The sequence below is a fragment of the Paenibacillus wulumuqiensis genome (genome assembly GCF_000971965.1).
Taxonomy (GTDB): Bacteria; Bacillota; Bacilli; order Paenibacillales; family Paenibacillaceae; genus Saccharibacillus; species Saccharibacillus wulumuqiensis.
Genome location: NZ_LAQP01000004.1, coordinates 396080 through 415684, shown reverse-complemented (window position 1 = coordinate 415684; position 19605 = coordinate 396080). Strand labels below are relative to the sequence as shown.

Genomic DNA, 19605 nt, shown 5'->3' with positions numbered 1-19605 from the left:
AGCACCTTCTTCATCAGCATCATAGAGCTCTATCCAAGCACGGACATACGAAAAGAGCTAAAGCTTCATAACAGCAGCTTTAGCTCTTTTATTTTTTCTTACTACTTACTGCTCATTTCTTACTTTCTACTTCATTTTACGCTCCCGAAATCGACAGCGAGCGAACCTTGAGCGATGGCGAGGTGCAGCTGCCGGTGAAGCGCAGGTCATTGCCCAGTTCTTCCACCTCACTAAGCAGATCGTAAAAGTTGCCGGAGACAGTAATCTGATTGACAGGGCGACTGATTTTGCCGTTTTCGATCAGGTAACCGAGGCAGGCGAGCGAGAAATTGCCGCTTGTCGGGTTGGTACCCGCGTGCAGTCCCTGCAGCTCTGTGATCAGGATGCCGCGTTCGGTCGACGCGATCAGCTCATCCAGACTGCGCGTACCTGGCGCAAGGTAGAGATTATGATAAGACACGCCAATTTTGCCTTTGTACCCGCCTTTGGAAGCATTACCGGTCGTCTCCAGCCCTGCCTTGGATGCTGTTTTGCGGTTGTGCAGGAAGGTCATCATTGTTCCTTCCCGGATTAGTTCATTGCGGCGCGCAGCCACACCTTCGGCATCAAATATCGATGCTCCCGGGACACCTGGCATCAGCGGATCGTCGATCAGCGTAATATTGCTGCCTGCGATGCGCTGACCGAGTTTGCCGACGAGGCTGGAGAAGCCTTTTTCCACATTTTCCGCCGAGAAGACCGAAGCATGGGTCTGCAGCAGATTGGAAGCGGCATCTTCGCGCAGGATCACCGGATAATTATCCGACGGTACAGAAGATGCACCCAGCTTGGACACAGTCTCGTCTACAGCACGGACAGCAATCTCTTCCAGCCGGATATCCGAGAAGTCGGTCAGGGAATAGTCGAACCATCCCCCGCTCACCGTCTCCTGCTCTTCACCAGCCAGCAGATACACACTTACACTGCCGATACTGTCCTGTTGATGGCAGTGCAGCCCTTTGGTATTGGCAATCAGCAGTTCATGCTCACGCACACTAGCAGCACTCTGGCGCACCATCGTGATCCGGTTATCCTTTTCCAGTACGAGACGCTCCACCTGCTGGGCCGCTTGGATAAGTCGTTCGGGATCGGTCTGCATGAGTGCAGCAGAATAGGTCTGCAGCTGTGGATACTCTACTGAACCGGCGAACAGGTCAGCTTCATCTTCCAATTCCAGTACAGCTGCGTTGCCTTCGGCTTCTTCCAGCAGAAAAGGGATGCTGTCTGCGGCAATTTTCTCTGTAAATGCATAGCCCAGCTTGCCGCCGATCGTCCCGCGGAAAGATAGCCCGTTCGTCTCCGCGATCCGGTACGTATCCACCTCACCTTTGCGTATCGCTGTGGAGATGGCGCGGCTGCCGGAGTAGTAGATTTCCATATCGGTGTAACCGTACTCCTGTCCCTGGCGGAACAGCGTTTCCTGAAACTCAGTAATATTCATCTGCTTACTCCCCCCTTTCTGCCGCCAATGGTCATTTTGGATACACGCAGTGTCGGCTGACCGCAGTTCACCGGCAGACTGCCGCTGACCGAGCCGCACATGCCCTGCCCATGATCCAGATTGTTGCCGACCATATCGATATGTTGCAGCGCTTCGAGCCCTTTGCCGATCAGGGTGGCACCTTTGACCGGTTCAGCAATCTGGCCGTTGCGGATGATGTACGCTTCATTGATGGCAAAGTTGAAATCACTGGTCGCTGTATTGACCGAGCCACCGCCGAGCGACTTGGCGTAGATGCCGTATTCCGTATTCGCGATCATCTCTTCGCGGGTCGAGCTGCCTTCACAGATAAAGGTATTGTTCATCCGTGATGCCGGAGCGAATTTATACGACTGGCGTCTACCGGAACCGGTCGGCGGCATATTCATGCGGCGGGAACCGACTTTGTCGATCAGATAGCCTTTGAGAATGCCGTTCTCGATCAGTACGTTGCGCTGGGTCGGCATACCTTCATCGTCAATATTGAGCGATCCCCATGCATTCGGAATCGTGCCGTCGTCCACCGCGGTAACGAGCGGCGAAGCGATCTGCTGGCCGAGCTTGCCGGCGAATACCGAAGCACCGATCCCGACCGCGGTCGATTCCAGACCATGACCGCAGGCTTCGTGGAACAGAACACCGCCAAATCCATTTTCGATTACGACAGGGAACTGCCCGCTTGGTGCATAACCCGCCTGGACCATCGTACCGGCGATCCGCCCGGCTTCCCGTGCTTCGGCCTGGATATCCATCTGCTCCAGCAGCTCCAGTCCGGCATAGGCTCCCGGTCCGCGGAATCCGGACTGCCGCTGGGTTCCATCCACGGCAATTGCACTCATACGCATCCGGGTGTAGGTGCGGGTATCTTCCGCCCACAGTCCATCGGAGTTCGCGATCAATACATTTTGCTCCCAGTTCAGGATACCGACCGAGGTCTGCTCGATCAGTGGATGAGAAGTCTTGAGCGCTTCATGTGCCTGACGCATCAGCTCGATTTTGCGGGCATTTTGCGAGGCCGAGGGACGCTGCAGGATAGGGTGACGATCTTCGAACTGCACTTTATCAAAATTCAGTACAAGGTCACCGGAAGATCCTTTGAGCGCGCGGGCTGCCTTGCGGGCGGTGTCTATGAGATGCTCCTCCTGCAGATCGCTCGTATACGCATACACCGAGAACACACCCTGCAGGATGCGGATGCCAACTCCATAATCGCGTCCGGACAGCGCGCGTTCCACCACGCCGCCGAGCATGCCCAGATCACGGTCGGTACGATCTTCCACGAACACTTCGGCAAAATCACCCCCACTTTCCAGCGCAGCATTTAATATTTTCTCTACAAGTGCAGGTTGCAGCATAGTATCCCTCCTGAATAAGTGATGATAGGCGAACAGGCTTGATATGTAACAAAACAGACTGGCCGCCCTTCAGGCAGACGCTGTCTTTCTGTTCACCATCTTGATTCCATATTGTACCATTAACATTGCCCGCTTCCTAACCGGTTCTCTTTTATGAGGATGCGCTGATTTTATCCGTTTTCTCGCGGAATACAAAATACAGCGCAATACACATCAGTACCACGTCGCGTCATCAGAAATGTCGCCGTCGCTCCACTAATGAAAATTGTAGTATATACTTTCCAGTTTACCTACACATACGCCGCCCTTGATGCTGACCTCCTTGGGCAAATGTGCTTGCTGTTTTAGGGTTTTTACAGTTTATCCAAGCAATCTTAATATATGGAGACGTATCTTGTTGGAAAGGGCCTTGAAAATATCGATTTCATTGCAGCTGCGACGCCAGATTTATAGCCTGTTTGTATTACAATCTATAGTTATTTTAATGGTAGCAATCACGAACTTTAAATATTATTACCAGTCATATATTGATATAATTGTTAAAAGCTGCTGTCATCTTCTTTCTCTCTATGCTACTATCCTCTTCACCTTGTCATGGTGATCAGCAGCCGGCACACACATCATGAACACCAAGGAGGATTGTCTTGAAAAAAAGTATATTGCTCACCCTGTCCATGCTGCTGGTTCTGCTGAGTGCCATCGTTCCCGGTCAAGCAGAAGCACGCAGTGGAAATGTGGTAGACCCGTCCGCCACCTATACATATGCCAGACTGACAAGGGATATCGAGTCGCTGGCCCGCAAGTATCCGGATATTATCGAGTATCGTTCGATCGGCCAAACCCGTTATGGACGGGAGATCTGGGCGGTCGGTCTTGGCCGCGGCGAAGCGACTCTATTTATCAATGGCTCCCATCATGCCCGCGAGTGGCTGACAACTACACTTAATATGTACATGATCGAACAGTATGCGGCTGCCTACAGTGCCGACCGTAAGTTTGAAGGTTATGATGTACGCACCATTCTGGACAAAACCAAAATCTGGTTCGTCCCAATGGTCAATCCGGATGGTGTGACACTGCAGCAGCTGGGACTCAGTCCGTTTCCCGCTTCTGTACATCAGGCGCTTATACGCATGAATGGCGGCAGTCGAAATTTCAAACGCTGGAAAGCCAATCTGCAGGGAATCGACCCGAATCGCCAGTACGACTCGTACTGGTCCACCCTGGAAGCGAATGTCCCTTATCCGTTCTGGCGAAATCACAAAGGAACCGCTCCGGTACAGACGTTGGAAAATAAAGCGATGGTGGCGTTCACGTACGAGATTGATCCGCAGATTGCCGTGTCATATCATTCGGCCGGACGCATCATTTACTGGAGCTTCCATACGCTGGCGGCCAATCTTCCACGTGATAAGCGGCTGGCGCGGATCTTCAGCGACCTGACCGGATATCGGCTGATGCCGCAGCGAAGTGATTCGTCTGGCGGTGGTTATACGGACTGGTTTATCACAACGTTCAAACGGCCGGCTTTCACCCCGGAGATCGGCATCAAGCCGGGGGAGACAAATCTGCCGGTATCCGCCTTTGCCGAAGAATGGCGACGCAACAAAAAAGTCGGACTGTGGCTCGCACAGGAGAGCTATTCTCTCTGGGCGAAAAAGAATGCTGCACCGTCTCAACGTCCGGCTGCATCATCGAAAGTAGCCGTATGGATCGATGGACAGCAGCCAGCCGAGGCGATCCCGGCTTTCCGTGAAAATGGAGTTACTTATGTAGCGTACAAGCCGCTGCTGACCCATTATGGATTCGTACCGTTCTGGGATCAAGCGGCGAAGACCGTAACTGCCACTTCCAGTGCGGGAGGAACAGTCAGCTTTACGCTGAACAGCCGATATGCCCAACTGAACGGCAAGACGATTACGCTCAGTGCACCACCGAAGATGACGGACAATGTCATCTATGTACCGGCACGTCTGATCAGCCAGGTAACGGGAGCGATGCTGGATGTTGATACGACAGATAACAGTCTGCGCTTCACAAGTCCTGAAGTGAATCCGGCTCCGGTTGACAGCAGCCTACAGCAGGAAGCCGGAACAGACAGCAATACTGCTCCAGCTGGCGACACGGTCGGTTCGTCCACCTACGGAAAATGATCTGAATGGACACGCGGCAGGTTATAACTCCCTTAATTTGGATACTTAATATATGAGCTCTACTAAAATCCAAGGAGGCTGGTACAATGGCACCGCAGGACGAGCGCTATGAAGATGAGAAATTACGTGTAGGTGAAGCACTGAGTATGGATTGGTATGATAAAGTGGACGGTTATGACAGCCAATTTCTGGGCGAGGAATATGAGATTCCGCATCCTGGACTGAGTCCGGAGTTGACACAGGATGTGGCTCCGCTCCACAACGGCTCCATCATTCTCGATTATACCCATTTCTCTATCGTAATGAGCCGTTCACGCAGGCTAGCCATCTATACGGTCGTGAATATCGATGGCAGCCAGCTCCAGGATGCCGGACGGTCGGATAAATGGCGGTATGATTCCCGGATGGATGAGCAGTATCAGAGCGGAAATGAAATCTACCGGGATAACGATCTGGATCGCGGTCATCTCGTACGGCGGCGTGATCCGATCTGGGGCAAGGATGCAGACCGGGCAAATGTGGACACGTTTCACTTTACCAACTGCGCGCCCCAACACAAGGATCTCAATCAGGACACCTGGCTCGGCCTAGAAGATTATATTTTGGAGCATGCCCGCAGCAACAAGCGCAAAGCAACTATTTTCACAGGTCCGGTGTTCCGTGACAATGATATCGCCTACCGCGGTATCCAGCTGCCGGAGGAATTCTGGAAAGTCGCTGCCATCGTCAAGGATGACGGCCAGTTGTCTGTCACCGCCTATCTGATCTCGCAAAAAGGACTGCTGCGCACCATGCAGACCGAAGACGAACTCGGTCCGTACAAGACGTATCAAGTCAAAGTAACCCATATCGAACAGCTGACCGGATTGGAATTTCGCCATCTGCGTGAACATGATGCCTATCCAACGGAAGCAGTGGCCGAAAGCTTTACGATTGAGAGTGTGCAGGATATCCGGGTATAGAGCATGGACGAGTTAGAATTGAAAATTTATAAATATAATGTTAACCAAATAAACGTATAGCAAAATTATCGCAGTGCAGCGTATAGGCGTATGCACAATCACAGATAAAGATACAACTATAATTACAGTCAATGCCAATACGATATACTCTAAACCAGAACAGCAAAAAGAGCCTGCGGATTATCTACAGGCTCTTTTTGCTATCATTTCTACCAGATTATTCTCTCAGTCCCGATCTGGAAATTTACATTTGCGGGATAACAGCCAGTACCAGCTTCAGGAACTGGTCGCGTACACGATCGGCGGTCTCCATGACTTCATCATGAGACAGCGGCTGGTCGAGAATGCCGGCTGCCATGTTGGTAATACAGGAGATTCCCAGCACTTCGATACCGGCATGACGGGCTACGATTGTTTCGGATACCGTCGACATACCGACTGCATCCGCGCCAAGCGTGCGCAGCATCACAATCTCAGCCGGGGTCTCGTACGTTGGGCCGAGCAGCCCGGCATATACGCCTTCCTGCACTTTCAGTCCCTGCTGGGCAGCGGTGTCCTTGAATACCTGGCGCAGACGGCGGCTATAGGCTTCGGACATATCCGGGAAGCGTACGCCCAGTGCCGAATCATTCGGTCCGATCAGCGGATTGCGGCCGGTCATGTTCAGATGGTCGCTCAGTACCATCAGATCGCCAGGCTCATACGATGTATTCACGCCGCCTGCCGCATTGGTCACGAGCAGGCTGGATACGCCCAGTTCCTTCATGACACGTACCGGGAACGCTGTTACTTCCGGGCCATAACCTTCATACATATGGAAGCGGCCTTTCATCATAACGACCGGACGACCCTGCACTTTGCCAAGCAGCAGTTCACCATCATGTCCTTCTACCGTGGACACCGGGAAATGCGGAATACTGTTGTAGGGAATGGATACTCCCTCCTCGACCAGCTCGGCGAGTACGCCCAGGCCGGAGCCGAGAATAAGTCCCACTTCCGGAGTCAGGTCACTCTGACTGCGGATGTAGTCTGCTGCTGCTTTAATGGTTGCTTGGTTAATCGTTGTCATTTATTGATTTCCCCCTTCAAATAGAAAACCTGTTTATTTCAAAAGATTTAGGAAGCTCTCCCCGTGCATCACTCTGCCGGCGCTGAAATTGTCGGCAATCGTGGCACCCAGATCACTGAACGTCTCACGAATACCCAGATCACCGGGCGATGCAAGCGCCGGGCTGTAGACGAGCAGCGGCACATATTCCCGGGTATGATCGGTGCCGGTATGAACCGGATCGTTACCGTGATCGGCGGTAATGATCAGCAGATCCTGCTCGCCGATCTGCTCCATCAGCTCCGGCAGCGAGCGGTCAAAAGCTTCCAGTGCCTGCGCGTACCCTTGCGGATCGCGGCGGTGTCCATACAGCGAATCGAAGTCCACCAGATTGGTAAACAGCAGGCCGTGGAAATCCTGCTTCAGCTGCTCCAGCGTCACCTGTACGCCATGCTCGTTGCTCTTGGTCGGATAAGAAGAGGTGATGCCTTCGCCGGTGAAAATATCATTGATTTTCCCGACAGCGATCACATCACAGCCTGCATTCTCCAGCCGACTCAGTACCGTAGGCTCCGGTGGGCTCACCGCATAATCATGCCGATTCGATGTGCGGGTGAAATGACCCGGTTCGCCCTTGTACGGACGTGCGATCACACGTCCCACCGAATGCTCCGGCTCCAGCGTCAGTTCACGGGCCACCTCGCAGGCAGCATACAGCTCTTCAAGCGGAATTACATCCTCGTGAGCGGCAATCTGGAACACACTGTCTGCCGACGTATAGACGATCCAGGAACCGGTCCTCATCTGCTCTTCGCCGTATTCATCCAGTATATCGGTACCGGAGGCCGGCTTGTTACCGAGCACACGGCGGCCTGTTCGCTTCTCAAACTGGGTGATCAGATCCTGCGGGAACCCGTTCGGGTATGTATTGAACGCGGTCCCAATATTCAGGCCCATCAATTCCCAGTGTCCTGTCATCGTATCCTTGCCGACCGAAGTCTCGGCCATCTTGCCGTAGTATGCCAGCGGCTGATCGGCAGCCTCCAGCGGCGGAAGCGTGGTAATATTAGCGAGTCCAAGGCGCTGCAGATTCGGCAGCTGTGTGCCTGGTACCTGCTCCATAATATGTGCCAGCGTATGGGCACCCTTATCTCCAAATTTGCCGGCATCGGGCAGTTCACCAATACCGACGCTATCCAGTACAATAACGCAGATTCGTCTAAAACGTGATTGCTGTTCGATTTCTGTCATGACTCATGCCTCCTATTCGGTAGATGAATCAGGTCGCATTGGCACGCGGATGATGAGCCTCATACACATCCTTCATATTCTTTCTGGATACCTGGGTGTAGATCTGGGTCGTGGAGATGTCGGCATGACCGAGCATTTCCTGTACCGAACGCAGATCGGCTCCATTTTCCAGCAGATGGGCGGCAAAAGAATGCCGCAGCGTATGCGGAGTGATGGCGGTCTCAATTCCGGCTTCCCGGGCATACTTTTTGATGATTTTCCAGAAGCCCTGGCGGGTCAGCCGGGTGCCGAGCTGATTCACGAAAAGCGCCTGCTCTTCCGGATGGTTCCGGATGAGCTGCGGGCGACCTTCTTCTATATATTCACCTACACGCTTGACGGTGACACCGGTAATTGGAATGATCCGCTCTTTGCCCGAGCTGCTCGCACAGCGCAGGAACCTCAGATCGAGCCGTACATCCTCCACATTGACCGAGATCAGCTCGGAGACGCGGATGCCCGTAGCATAGAGCAGCTCCAGCATGGCGCGGTCACGCCGACCCTGCGCCGTATACGCTTCCGGGGCATCCAGCAGACGCTCCATTTCTTCGATTGTCATGACGTGAGGCAGCCGTTTCTCCGCTTTGGGTGCTTCCATATGTATAGACGGGTCCTGCTGGATAATCCCTTCCCGAACGAGATACTGGCAAAATGAACGCAGCGAAACGGTCATCCGGGTAATGGTGGATGACGCTCTGCCGATCTGGCGCATTTCTCCCAGGAACAGGGCAATATGTGTTTTGCGGATCTGATCCGGCTCTGTCAGATGACGCTGCCTGGCAAACTCCAGAAACTGATTCAGGTCCCGCTGGTACGATTCCAGCGTATTTCGGGACAGTCCTTTTTCCTCGGTCAGATAACGGATAAATCTTTCCAAATAATCACTCACTGGAAATCAGCCTCCTTTGCAGTCACTTGGTGATCCTTCTGTCTATGGACAGATGGTTACGGCAAAAAGACTCCCTCCCGAACAGCCAAATATCGGGCGAGAGTCTCTGGTATCCAATTCAGCTATTCAATTCCATTGTCCTGCTGCTCTTTGTCCTTGCAGCGATAGCAGACTCCATAAAAATCGAGCCGGTGGTCCAGAACCGAGAAATCGAATTCCTTGTCCAGTCGCTCCTCGAGCGGTCCCAACCAGTCTTCGCGGATCTCGTCCATACTTCCGCATTGCACGCAAATCAGATGATGATGATGGTGCTTGCTTGTATCGGTACGCAGGTCATAACGTGCGACACCGTCGCCGAAGTTAATTTTCTCCACGACATGCAGTTCACTCAGAAGCTCGAGGGTACGGTAAACGGTGGCCAGACCGATTTCGGGAGCCTTTTGCTTCACGAGCATAAATACATCCTCGGCACTCAGATGGTCTTCTTCGTTCTCAAGGAGCACTCGGACGGTGGCTTCCCGCTGGGGTGTTAATTTGTAACCTTTGGATTGTAATTGATGTTTGATTTTATCGATCCGTGCTTCCATTTTTGCCCTCCCCCTGTGGAAATCACTGCATCGCTTGAATGCTCACTCCAATTATTATAGGGGGAGTTCCAAGACAAAGTCAAACTTTTTAGTACACTTGCACAGCATTGTTGCCTCTGGGCAAAACCTGTTCATTTCCCTGCTGTACTGCACAATGCGAAATGTCAAAACCGGCAAAGATAAAGCCTGTTGTCTCCTCTCATGCAGAAAGGCAACAGCACTTCTTCTTTGCCGGGATATGACGTACAACAATGCTCCTTATTCAGCTTTTATCCGGTAACGACTTTGCCGTACGTACCGCCGCCACCTGCACTGAGCGTCAACTTACCGCTGCGGGCCAGTTCGATATAACGGGCAATCTCGGCTCCCACCACCGCTTCCAGTTCGTCGCGGGATGTGTCATGCAGAATACTCATCTCGGTGCCGAACGCTTCCAGCAGCCGGTTCATTTTGGCAGGTCCCAGACCGGGGATAAAGGCAAGCGGAACCTGATACCGATACGGCGGCCGGTTTGCAGGCGGCTGCGGCTCATCCCGGTCGGCGATGCCGAGAATCCGGTCCAGTACGCCTATTGTCAGCTTCGTACTGCCGCAGTACGGGCAGCGTTCCAGTGCCGACTCGTCTTCATGGATAATATGCTCGCAGTTGCTGCAGTAGGTACGGTGATACTTGCCCAGTCTCGGGTCGAGACCATAGTTGGCTTCAATTCCTCTGCCGTTATGACCCTGCAGTACATGGCGGAATTCGTCAAAGCTCGCCTCCTGCATTCGGAATACATTATATTCCCGGCCAATCTTGCCGAGGGAATGGGCGTCCGAGTTGGTCAACAGCGGATAAGGGTCCAGCTCGCTGAGATAGCCGGCCATCGTCGTGTCGGCACTCAGACCGAGTTCGCCGCCATCGATCTTGTCCATATCCAGCACATCGCTCATCCGCGGCGTAACACTGCCATAGATGCCTTTATGCGGAGTGAACATATGCGCAGGGATGAACAGTCCATCCCGCTGCCTTACCTGCTGCTGAAGTTCCCGGTACGAGACGTACAGACGCTGGGAGCTGAGCTGCAGATTTTTCATATGCCCGCTCATCCAGCGGCTAAAATCAGTCATTCGCTCCAGATCACGGAAATAGACAAGCACATGCGCTTCCTGATACCCGGGCTCCCGAATCTCGATCTCCGAGCCGAGCAGAATTGTCGTGTCCCCATATACAATTCCGCCGCCGGGAGATTCCACCATTTCGCCGGAAGCGATATAACGACGAATATCCTGCTGCACTCCCGGTGAATGACAATCGATAATGCCGATCAATCCAATACCTTTACGCTGGGAAGACTCTTTGGCTATATTGGCAAAAGTCAGGTTGCGGCTGCCGCTGATCTTGACCGACTGGCCGTCCTCACTTCGCCCGATATGGATGTGCAGATCGGCGTAGACCCGCTGCAGGGAACTCATTGCCCCGGCTGGGCTCCCAATTTGAGCAGCTGCCAAGCCTGTACGGCCATAATGGTCTTGGCATCGCTCATGCGTCCGTCGCGAATTTGCTCAAATGCTTCTTCCAGCGTAATCTCGGTTACTTCCAGGAATTCGTCTTCGTCCAGCTCCGCTTCGCCCTCAGTCAGTTCATCCGCTAGATAGAGGTGAATGATCTCATCGGCAAATCCCGGTGACGTATAAAAGGAGAACAGCAGCTTCATGCTTTTGGCGGTATAGCCGGTCTCTTCCTTGAGTTCACGGTTGATTGCATCTTCCGGCTTTTCGCCCGGATCGAGCTTGCCGGCAGGAATCTCCACCTGGGTGCGTCCCAGCGGCTGGCGGAACTGTTCCACTACGATCATGCGATCATTATGGATCGCCAGTACAGCGACCGCTCCCGAGTGCTTGACCACTTCGCGCTTGCTTTCCTCGCCGTTTGGCAGCTTGACGGTATCGACCTGTACGGAGATGATTTTGCCTTTGTAAATGGATTCCGTAGACAGCGTGATTTCATTCAGTTGTTTATTTTTGTTTTCAGCCATTATATTCCCTCCATTGCATGAGTAAAAGTAAACGTTCTGCCGATATGGATCATATCTGGATCTGCAGTACATTTCGATTTGGTTCCTTGGGATCAGCTGCAGCTTGCAAAAGTGCAGCTCTAACTCTTTACACATTTTTATGCTTTTTTAGACAGAAGGGCTGACAATTCCGTACTTTCATTATGAACGAAACATTATCGATAAAGAGAAAACAGGCCTATTGCCGCGCGGTCTCGCGTACGATCTCGATCACCAGACGGGCTGCATTAATCAGCTCATTGCGGTGAATGCGCTCACTGGTCGTATGAATCTCTTCGTAGCCAACCGCCAGATTGGCTGTCGGTACGCCCATGCCGTTAAATATGTTGGCATCACTGCCGCCGCCGGTATGGAAAATGTCATTCGGCAGACCGAGATTTGCCGCTGCACGCTGAGCCAGCTGTACGACCGCGTCTTCTTCCGTGAATTTGAAGCCCGGATAGACGATCACACTCTGGAACTTGGCAGTAGCACCAAAGTCGGCACAGGTATTTTCCAGTGATTCCTTCATCGCAGCCAGCTGCGCTTCCACTTTCTCGTGGACAAGGCTGCGCGCTTCGGCTTCCAGACGGGCATAGTCACATACTACATTCGTCGCGCCTCCGCCTTCGAATTTGCCAATATTGGCTGTGGTCTCGTGATCGATGCGGCCCAGCTTCATACGCGAGATCGCTTTACCGGCCACCTGAATCGCACTGATGCCGTCTTCCGGATTCACTCCGGCATGAGCGGACTTGCCATAGATCTCCATGACGATACGTGCCTGTGTCGGTGCCGCTACTGCGATCGTACCTACCGCTCCATTGGAATCCAGCGCATAACCAAAGTCCGCGTCCAGCAATCCAGGGTCCATTGCCCGCGCGCCCATCAGTCCGGACTCTTCGCCTGCTGTGATGACCAGCTGAATCTGGCCGTGCGGAATATTCTGTTCCTGCAGCACCCGGATCATCTCGAACAGCGCAGCCACGCCGGCTTTGTCATCCGCTCCCAGAATAGTGTCACCTTCGCTCGTGATCCAGCCTTCGCTGTCCATGACCGGCTTGATCCCGATGCCCGGCTTCACCGTATCCATATGGGAAGTGAAGAAAATTTTCGGAATCGGCGCGTCCGTATTCGGAGCCAGAGTAGCAATCAGATTGCCTGCTCCATGACCGGTACGCAGGGACGATTCGTCCTCAATAACGGTAAAGCCAAGCGCCAGCAGCTTCTCGGTCAGGCGGTCGGCAATAATGCGCTCCTGCTTGGTCTCACTGTCGATTTGTACAAGTTCCATGAATTCTTCGATTAATCTGCTTTCGGATACCACAATGATTCGCTCCTTTGGATGGTTGTCACATTAATTTCACTTTGTCCTTGTGATTATCTGGCCAAAATCTTTGCAAAACGACTGTGCAGTCGGTATGATAAAAATGATTATTTATTTTACCGACATACGCCTACTCTATATTGAACAGATAAAGGAGTCATCAGAAATGCAACAGAAAAAATGGTTTCGTATTTTTATTTACCTGATGCTGATCGCTATGGTCGCATCGGTGCTGTTCTCAATCATTCAGCCTCTGCTGTAAGCTTGCCTCATGTTCCGGCTGCTCATATTCAAAATGACGCATAAAATGCGGCACAATATCCTGTGCCACCTGCTCCACCGTATACGGGCGGCCGGTAATATCCTCCAGTGAAGTGACCCCGTACTGCTCGATCCCGCATGGAATGATTCCTGTGAACCCCTCCTGCTGAATACCGGAAGCAATATTGAAGGCAAACCCGTGACTTGTAATAAAGCCTTTACGGTTACGGCATTTGTTGAACTTGATACCGATCGCAGCGATCTTCAGATCGCCGACCCATACACCGGTGTATTCTTCCTTGCGTCCGGCCACGATCCCCTGATCGGCCAGATAATCGATAATGACCTGCTCCAGGGTGCGCAAATAACGATGCGGATCTATGCCTTTGGCCGCGTCCAGCAGCAGAATCGGATAACCGACCAGCTGACCGGGGCCATGATATGTAATATCTCCTCCGCGGTCAATCTGAAACAGGGCAATTCCCCGCTGTCTCAGTTCCTCTTCGCTCCATAATAAATGCTCGGGATGACGCTGCGAACCGATCGTATACGTTGGTGGATGTTGAAGCATCAGCAGCTGCTCTCCCTGTTCACCTTCGTCAATACCACGTACAATTTCCTTTTGTTTGTCCCATGCGGCTGCGTATTCCATCAGCGGCGTATAGGATACCTGAATCGTTTTCCCCATCAACAAAGCACTTCCTTCCCTGATGATTCATCCTGTCATATCGGCTTATCCGGATGATAAGCAAAAGGCCGACAAAACCGTTACGTTTGTCAACCTTTACATACCTGTTATGCCTATTCATGAATTCATTTCATTCAAAAGGGCAGGCAGCAACCTGCTGCCTGCTTTATTTCAATGTAACGCAAACCGGAGCTTAATACAACTTGGTCTCCATATTGTAGCCTTCCAGATTGTCCTTCACCCGCTGCAGGAAACGTCCGCAGATCACGCCATCGAGAATACGATGATCCAGGGACAGACACAGGTTCACCATCGAGCGGACACCGATCATGTCATTGATCACGACCGGACGTTTCACGATCGATTCAAATGTCAGAATCGCCGCCTGTGGATAGTTGATAATCGGATAGGACAGTACGGAACCAAAGGAACCGGTATTATTGACGGTAAATGTACCACCCTGCATATCATCCAGTTTGAGCTTGCCTTCTCGGGTACGACGTGCCAGATCTTCGATCTCATGTGCCAGACCGGCGATGTTCTTCTGATCGGCACGCTGGATAACCGGCGTCATCACCGAATCTTCGGTACCGACAGCCAGCGAGACGTTGATATCGCGCTTGACGATAATTTTGTCCACAGCCCAGACGGAGTTCATAATTGGATAATCCTTAATCGCATTGACGACCGCTTTGATCAGGAAAGGCAGGTAGGTCAGTGTAATGCCTTCACTGCGCTTGAATTCCTCTTTGAGCTTGTTGCGCAGCATGACCAGATTGGTCACATCCACTTCGATCATCGTCCATGCATGAGGAATCTCGGATACGCTCTGACGCATATTGCGGGCGATCGCGTTGCGCAGCGGAGTGACATTAATCAGATGCTCTCCACGTGCCGGTGCGGTCTCGGCCTGCTCCAGCTCGATTTTCTGAATCGCCGGTGTCTCGCTCAGATGCATTCCGGAATTACGTACCGCATAGTCGGTCGTGGACGCAGCAGGTTCCGACTGCGCTGCCGGAGCGGATGGTGCAGCAGGCTGCTGAACGGCAGCAGCTTGAGCTGTCCCATTCTCCAGCGCTTTGAGTACATCGCGACGGGTAATGCGTCCACCTGCACCCGTACCCTGAATCAGGGACAGATTGAGTCCATGCTCGGAAGCAAGGGATTGCACGGCTGGTGAGTAACGACCGGCCATTGCACCCGCTGCTGCTGCAGGCTGGGACTGCTGCTGTGGAGCAGCTGTACGCTGCACGGGAGTCGCCGTTGATACGATAGGCTCCGATTGCTGCGCTGGTGCAGCGGCTGGTGCCGGTGTGGAGGCAGCGGCAGGAGCAGAAGCGCTCTCTGCAGCGCCGGCTTCCGTATAGATCTGGCAGATCACTTCACCGACAGCCACTTCCTGTCCTTCGGCTGCGAGATGTTCACCCATAATCCCCTCCAGCACGGAAGGAATCTCGGCGTTTACTTTATCCGTAATAACTTCACAGATCGGTTCGTACTGATCGACAGATTCACCGGGCTGTTTGAGCCATTTGGCGATTGTGGCGGATACCAGCGACTCGGCGAGCTGCGGCATCACGACATCGGTCGGATTTCCTTTTTGGGACATTATATTCACTCCTAAAAGCTGCCGTTCCCCGGTTGGACCGGTCTGACGGCAGCTGTTTTAATAGATCGGATATTAAAACAGGGCCAGATCACGCATCGCTGCTTTTACTTTATCCTTGTTCAGCATATACGCTTTTTCCTGCGGCGGGTTAATCGGCATCGCCGGTGCATCCGGACCTGCCAGACGGCGGATCGGAGCATCCAGATCGAACAGGCATTCTTCCGCGATAATGGCAGCGACTTCACCGCCGACACCACCGGTCAGATTGTCTTCATGCACGATTAGCACTTTGCCAGTGCGGCGGGCTGCATCGATAATCGCCTGACGATCCAGCGGCTGAATGGTGCGCAGATCCAGTACATGACTGGTAATGCCTTCCTGCTCCAGCTCTTCGGCAGCCTGCATAATAAAGTGCAGCGGCAGACTGTAGCTGATGACCGTAATATCATCGCCTTCACGCAGCAGATTGGCTTTGCCGAGCGGTACGACATAATCATCTTCTGGCACATCGCCCTTGATCAGCTTGTAGCATTTTTTATTTTCAAAAAAGAGCACAGGGTCCGGGTCGCGAATGGCTGCTTTGAGCAGTCCCTTGGCATCATAAGCCGAATACGGCGCTACGATCTTGAGACCGGCGGTTCCAAAGAACACCGATTCCATACACTGGGAGTGATACAATCCGCCAAAGATACCGCCACCGATTGGCGCACGTACGACGATCGGACAGCTCCAGTCGTTATTGGAACGGTAACGGATTTTGGCCGCTTCGCTGATGATCTGGTTGGTCGCAGGCAGCATGAAGTCCGAATACTGCATTTCGGCAATCGGCTTCATTCCGTACATAGCGGCACCAATCGCTACGCCTGCGATCGCAGACTCGGACAGCGGAGTATCCATAACGCGGTCTTCCCCGTAGATTTCCTGCAGTCCCTTGGTTGTTGTAAATACGCCGCCTTTGACGCCTACATCTTCACCGAGTACAAATACATTCTCGTCCAGCGCCATTTCTTCCTTCATCGCCAGGCGAATCGCATCGATATATTCCATCATAGCCATTACTGAACATCCTCCCCGTCCCCTGCAAATACGTGCTTCAGCAGGTCATCCGCGCTCGGATAAGGGGCATTGTCCGCATACTCCGTCGCTTCTTTCATAATTTCGGTGCATTCTTTTTGCAATGCCTGATCCTGCTCTTCGTTCCAGATGCCGCAGTCGATTAGATACTGCTTGTATTTCGGCAGACCATCCTTTTCCCAGTTGGCATCGACTTCTTCCTTGGTCCGGTAAGCCAGATCATTATCGGAAGTGGAGTGCGGGGACAGACGATAGACCATAGCCTCGATCAGCGTCGGTCCTTCGCCACGAATCGCACGCTCGCGCGCTTCCTTGACGGCTGCATATACTTCCAGTACATCGTTGCCATCAACCCGGATGCCGGGGAAGCCGTAACCGAGTGCACGGTCACTGATCTTGCCGCTGAGCTGCTTGTGTACCGGTACGGAGATGGCGTACTGGTTATTCTCGCACATGATAATAACCGGCAGTTTATGTACGCCGGCAAAGTTGCAGCCCTCATGGAAGTCTCCCTGGTTGCTGGAACCTTCGCCAAAAGTAACGAACGATACCAGCTCCTGCTTCTTCATCTTCGCTGCCAGCGCGACGCCGACCGCATGAGGAACCTGCGTCGTTACCGGGCTGGAGCCTGTCACGATACGCAGACGCTTGCTGCCAAAGTGACCCGGCATCTGGCGGCCGGCACTGTTCGGATCTTCCGCTTTGGCGAATGCCGACAGCATCAGGTCGCGTGCAGTCATACCCACAGACAGCACAAATCCATAGTCACGGTAATACGGCAGGAAATAGTCCTTTTCCCGGTCCAGTGCAAAAGCCGCGCCTACCTGGGCCGCTTCCTGGCCTACGCCGGAGACGTGGAAATTAATTTTACCGGCGCGCTGCAGCAGCAATGAACGTTCATCGAACTTGCGCGCCATCATCATATATCGATAAATTTCAATAGCCTGGGCATCGGACAAGCCGAGCTTCCCGTGCCGTGTTTGTTGGTCAATAGTACCTTCTGCTTTCATTACAGGTACCTCCTTCATAAATGACGGAGAGAACAGGGTTCTCCCTCTTAACTGTTTACCAGCATTACGATGTATTACACCGTATATTGTAAAGGTTACACGCCCATGCAGTCATTGCGCAAATTCACGGCGGAAATGCCTGTCCGCCTGCATCCTCTGCCCACTTCCACATGTTCATCATAAGCAGCGAACAGCAAACCATCCAGTGCTTATGTCTGCTTGTCTTAAAACCTGGTACTAAGACTTGAGCATAACCCTATTATAATCACATCTGCACGAAAAAGAAAAGATGGATTTCTCCAGTCTGACGATTGGAAGTCCATCTTTCCTTTTTTATTCACTTTTACATGCCGATCGCTTTGCCATCCACCGCGAGCATCGCTTCGCCCATAATCTCGGCCAGTGTCGGATGCGCATGCACCGCCTGGCCGATCTCCCATGGTGTGGCGTTGAGGAACTGCGCCAGTGCAGCCTCGCTGATCAGGTCTGTCGCCTGCGGACCGATGATCTGTACACCAAGCAGATCATTCGTATTGCGGTCAGCGATAACTTTGACGAACCCATCGCTTTCGCCGTATACGAGCGCCTTGCCGATCGCCTGGAAAGGAAACTTGCCGGTCTTCACATCCAGTCCCTGTGCTGCAGCTTCCTTCTCGGTAATACCGACACTTGCCACTTCCGGACGTGTATACACACAGCGGGATACCTGGGCCGGGTTGTAATGAGTCTCTTCGCCGCAGATATGGTTCACCGCTGTAATGCCTTCATGGCTGGCTGCATGAGCCAGCTGCAGACCGCCGATCACATCACCGATTGCATAAATATGCGATTCGCTCGTCTGCATGTTTCCATTTACCTTGATAAATCCATTCTCCACGCGAATATCCGTGTTCGCGAGACCAATCGTCTCCACATTCGCCTGACGTCCAACCGACAGCAGCATCCGGGAAGCGGTCAGTTCTATCGTCTGCTCCTGATGCACCAGTTGAATGGTGAACTGCTGCTCGCCCGGCTGGTACGAATCCAGCTGCAGGGCCGCGCCTGTATAGATGGTAATGCCGCGCTTTTCCATCAGCTTGCGCAGTTCGCGTGCCACTTCTTCATCTTCCAGTGGCAGAATCTGTGGTGCAGCCTCAACAACCGTAACCTGTACGCCAAAGTCATGCAGCATGGAAGCCCATTCCATGCCAATAACGCCGCCACCGACGATCAGCATCGAATCAGGCAGCTGCTCCATTTGCAGCGCATGATCGCTGTTCAGAATCAGGTGTCCATCCGCTTCCAGACCCGGCAGGGAGCGTGGACGGGAGCCGGTGGCGATGATCAGATTTTTGGAGACCACCGTCTCCATTTCGCCATCTTCCAGTTCCACGGCTACCGCGCCGCTCTGCGGGGAGAAGATCGACGGACCGATGACGCGTCCTTGTCCCTGTACGATTCTGATTTTGTTTTTGCGCATCAGATATTGTACGCCTTTGTGCAGCTGATCCACGATCCCCTGTTTGCGGGACTGTACCCGGTCAAACTGCAGCGATACCTGTTCTGCCGCTACGCCGTACTGTTCGCTATCCTGCATCAGTGCGTACACCTCGGCACTGCGCAGCAGGCTTTTGCTCGGAATACAGCCGCGGTGCAGGCATGTGCCGCCCAGCTTGTCCTGCTCGATAATGACTACATCCTTGCCCAGCTGTGCCGCACGGATGGCAGCTACGTACCCTCCAGTTCCGCCGCCCAGTACCGCGATATCACAATTAATCGTCATAATGAATATTCACTCTCTTTTCCTGAATGGTCTTAA

At 52.9% G+C, this 19605-nt stretch carries 17 protein-coding genes and 1 pseudogene; 3 read left to right on the top strand and 15 right to left on the bottom strand.

Annotated features, from left to right (window positions below):
- Window positions 1–136 precede the first annotated feature (136 nt).
- The 3 genes and pseudogenes from WH45_RS13885 to WH45_RS23940 form a co-directional block, all read right to left on the bottom strand.
- The gene (locus WH45_RS13885) at window positions 137–1480 is read right to left on the bottom strand and encodes a TldD/PmbA family protein (RefSeq protein ID WP_046214974.1); all 1344 of its coding nucleotides are present in this window, start codon (window positions 1478–1480) and stop codon (window positions 137–139) included.
- Entirely contained in the window at window positions 1477–2874 is a 1398-nt protein-coding gene (locus WH45_RS13880; RefSeq protein ID WP_046214973.1) for a TldD/PmbA family protein, read from the bottom strand. The genes WH45_RS13885 and WH45_RS13880 overlap by 4 nt, the downstream gene beginning before the upstream one ends.
- Window positions 2875–3153: 279 nt before the next feature.
- Window positions 3154–3297 (bottom strand): annotated as a pseudogene (locus WH45_RS23940) (transcriptional regulator); the annotation flags it as partial.
- 221 nt (window positions 3298–3518) lie between these two features.
- On the opposite strand from WH45_RS23940, the gene WH45_RS23190 reads away from it, so the two are divergent.
- Window positions 3519–5027, top strand: coding sequence for a M14 family zinc carboxypeptidase (locus tag WH45_RS23190; RefSeq protein ID WP_082096786.1), 1509 nt, complete (start codon window positions 3519–3521; stop codon window positions 5025–5027).
- Window positions 5028–5113: 86 nt separating this feature from the next.
- A complete protein-coding gene (locus WH45_RS13870; RefSeq protein WP_046214972.1) occupies window positions 5114–5989 on the top strand; it encodes a DNA/RNA non-specific endonuclease in 876 nt (291 codons plus the stop codon).
- Between the two features lie 244 nt (window positions 5990–6233).
- Here WH45_RS13870 and WH45_RS13865 read toward each other — a convergent pair whose 3' ends face one another.
- The 7 genes from WH45_RS13865 to WH45_RS13835 form a co-directional block, all read right to left on the bottom strand.
- Entirely contained in the window at window positions 6234–7058 is an 825-nt protein-coding gene (locus tag WH45_RS13865) for a purine-nucleoside phosphorylase (protein WP_046214971.1), read from the bottom strand.
- A 33-nt stretch (window positions 7059–7091) separates the two neighbouring features.
- Window positions 7092–8288, bottom strand: a complete 1197-nt coding sequence (deoB, locus tag WH45_RS13860) for a phosphopentomutase (RefSeq protein ID WP_046214970.1) — start codon at window positions 8286–8288, stop codon at window positions 7092–7094.
- 28 nt (window positions 8289–8316) lie between these two features.
- Entirely contained in the window at window positions 8317–9216 is a 900-nt protein-coding gene (gene xerD / locus WH45_RS13855; protein ID WP_046214969.1) for a site-specific tyrosine recombinase XerD, read from the bottom strand.
- A 122-nt stretch (window positions 9217–9338) separates the two neighbouring features.
- On the bottom strand, window positions 9339–9803 hold the full coding sequence (gene fur, locus WH45_RS13850; protein ID WP_046214968.1) for a ferric iron uptake transcriptional regulator: 465 nt from the start codon (window positions 9801–9803) through the stop codon (window positions 9339–9341).
- A gap of 269 nt (window positions 9804–10072) precedes the next feature.
- A complete protein-coding gene (locus WH45_RS13845) occupies window positions 10073–11257 on the bottom strand; it encodes an endonuclease Q family protein (RefSeq protein ID WP_046214967.1) in 1185 nt (394 codons plus the stop codon).
- Entirely contained in the window at window positions 11254–11820 is a 567-nt protein-coding gene (locus tag WH45_RS13840) for an NUDIX domain-containing protein (protein ID WP_046214966.1), read from the bottom strand. The genes WH45_RS13845 and WH45_RS13840 overlap by 4 nt, the downstream gene beginning before the upstream one ends.
- A 217-nt stretch (window positions 11821–12037) precedes the next feature.
- On the bottom strand, window positions 12038–13165 hold the full coding sequence (locus WH45_RS13835; RefSeq protein WP_046214965.1) for a M20/M25/M40 family metallo-hydrolase: 1128 nt from the start codon (window positions 13163–13165) through the stop codon (window positions 12038–12040).
- A gap of 166 nt (window positions 13166–13331) precedes the next feature.
- Here WH45_RS13835 and prli42 point away from each other — a divergent pair, with 166 nt between their 5' ends.
- Window positions 13332–13427, top strand: coding sequence for a stressosome-associated protein Prli42 (gene prli42, locus WH45_RS23440; RefSeq protein WP_152663557.1), 96 nt, complete (start codon window positions 13332–13334; stop codon window positions 13425–13427).
- Here prli42 and lipB read toward each other — a convergent pair.
- The 5 genes from lipB to lpdA form a co-directional block, all read right to left on the bottom strand.
- Entirely contained in the window at window positions 13404–14114 is a 711-nt protein-coding gene (lipB, locus tag WH45_RS13830) for a lipoyl(octanoyl) transferase LipB (RefSeq protein ID WP_046214964.1), read from the bottom strand. The genes prli42 and lipB overlap by 24 nt on opposite strands.
- Before the next feature lie 193 nt (window positions 14115–14307).
- On the bottom strand, window positions 14308–15723 hold the full coding sequence (locus WH45_RS13825) for a dihydrolipoamide acetyltransferase family protein (RefSeq protein ID WP_046214963.1): 1416 nt from the start codon (window positions 15721–15723) through the stop codon (window positions 14308–14310).
- A 72-nt stretch (window positions 15724–15795) separates the two neighbouring features.
- Window positions 15796–16779 carry an alpha-ketoacid dehydrogenase subunit beta gene (locus tag WH45_RS13820; RefSeq protein WP_046214962.1) on the bottom strand — a complete coding sequence of 328 codons (984 nt, stop codon included), beginning with the start codon at window positions 16777–16779 and terminating at the stop codon, window positions 15796–15798.
- Window positions 16779–17807: a thiamine pyrophosphate-dependent dehydrogenase E1 component subunit alpha gene (locus WH45_RS13815; RefSeq protein ID WP_046214961.1), complete on the bottom strand. Its 1029-nt coding sequence runs from the start codon at window positions 17805–17807 to the stop codon at window positions 16779–16781. Before WH45_RS13815 ends, WH45_RS13820 begins: the two co-directional genes overlap by 1 nt.
- Window positions 17808–18150: 343 nt before the next feature.
- Window positions 18151–19569, bottom strand: coding sequence for a dihydrolipoyl dehydrogenase (gene lpdA, locus WH45_RS13810; RefSeq protein ID WP_046214960.1), 1419 nt, complete (start codon window positions 19567–19569; stop codon window positions 18151–18153).
- Between the last annotated feature and the right edge of the window lie 36 nt (window positions 19570–19605).

What these genes read in the sequence shown, in the direction of transcription:
- WH45_RS13820 (WP_046214962.1), bottom strand. Translation starts at nt 16,779, where the DNA reads ATGGCTATGATGGAATATATCGATGCGATTCGCCTGGCGATGAAGGAA.
- lipB (WP_046214964.1), bottom strand. Translation starts at nt 14,114, where the DNA reads ATGGGGAAAACGATTCAGGTATCCTATACGCCGCTGATGGAATACGCA.
- prli42 (WP_152663557.1), top strand. Translation starts at nt 13,332, where the DNA reads ATGCAACAGAAAAAATGGTTTCGTATTTTTATTTACCTGATGCTGATC.
- WH45_RS13840 (WP_046214966.1), bottom strand. Translation starts at nt 11,820, where the DNA reads ATGGCTGAAAACAAAAATAAACAACTGAATGAAATCACGCTGTCTACG.
- fur (WP_046214968.1), bottom strand. Translation starts at nt 9,803, where the DNA reads ATGGAAGCACGGATCGATAAAATCAAACATCAATTACAATCCAAAGGT.
- WH45_RS13865 (WP_046214971.1), bottom strand. Translation starts at nt 7,058, where the DNA reads ATGACAACGATTAACCAAGCAACCATTAAAGCAGCAGCAGACTACATC.
- lpdA (WP_046214960.1), bottom strand. Translation starts at nt 19,569, where the DNA reads ATGACGATTAATTGTGATATCGCGGTACTGGGCGGCGGAACTGGAGGG.
- WH45_RS13815 (WP_046214961.1), bottom strand. Translation starts at nt 17,807, where the DNA reads ATGAAAGCAGAAGGTACTATTGACCAACAAACACGGCACGGGAAGCTC.
- WH45_RS13870 (WP_046214972.1), top strand. Translation starts at nt 5,114, where the DNA reads ATGGCACCGCAGGACGAGCGCTATGAAGATGAGAAATTACGTGTAGGT.
- deoB (WP_046214970.1), bottom strand. Translation starts at nt 8,288, where the DNA reads ATGACAGAAATCGAACAGCAATCACGTTTTAGACGAATCTGCGTTATT.
- WH45_RS13845 (WP_046214967.1), bottom strand. Translation starts at nt 11,257, where the DNA reads ATGAGTTCCCTGCAGCGGGTCTACGCCGATCTGCACATCCATATCGGG.
- WH45_RS13880 (WP_046214973.1), bottom strand. Translation starts at nt 2,874, where the DNA reads ATGCTGCAACCTGCACTTGTAGAGAAAATATTAAATGCTGCGCTGGAA.
- WH45_RS13885 (WP_046214974.1), bottom strand. Translation starts at nt 1,480, where the DNA reads ATGAATATTACTGAGTTTCAGGAAACGCTGTTCCGCCAGGGACAGGAG.
- WH45_RS13825 (WP_046214963.1), bottom strand. Translation starts at nt 15,723, where the DNA reads ATGTCCCAAAAAGGAAATCCGACCGATGTCGTGATGCCGCAGCTCGCC.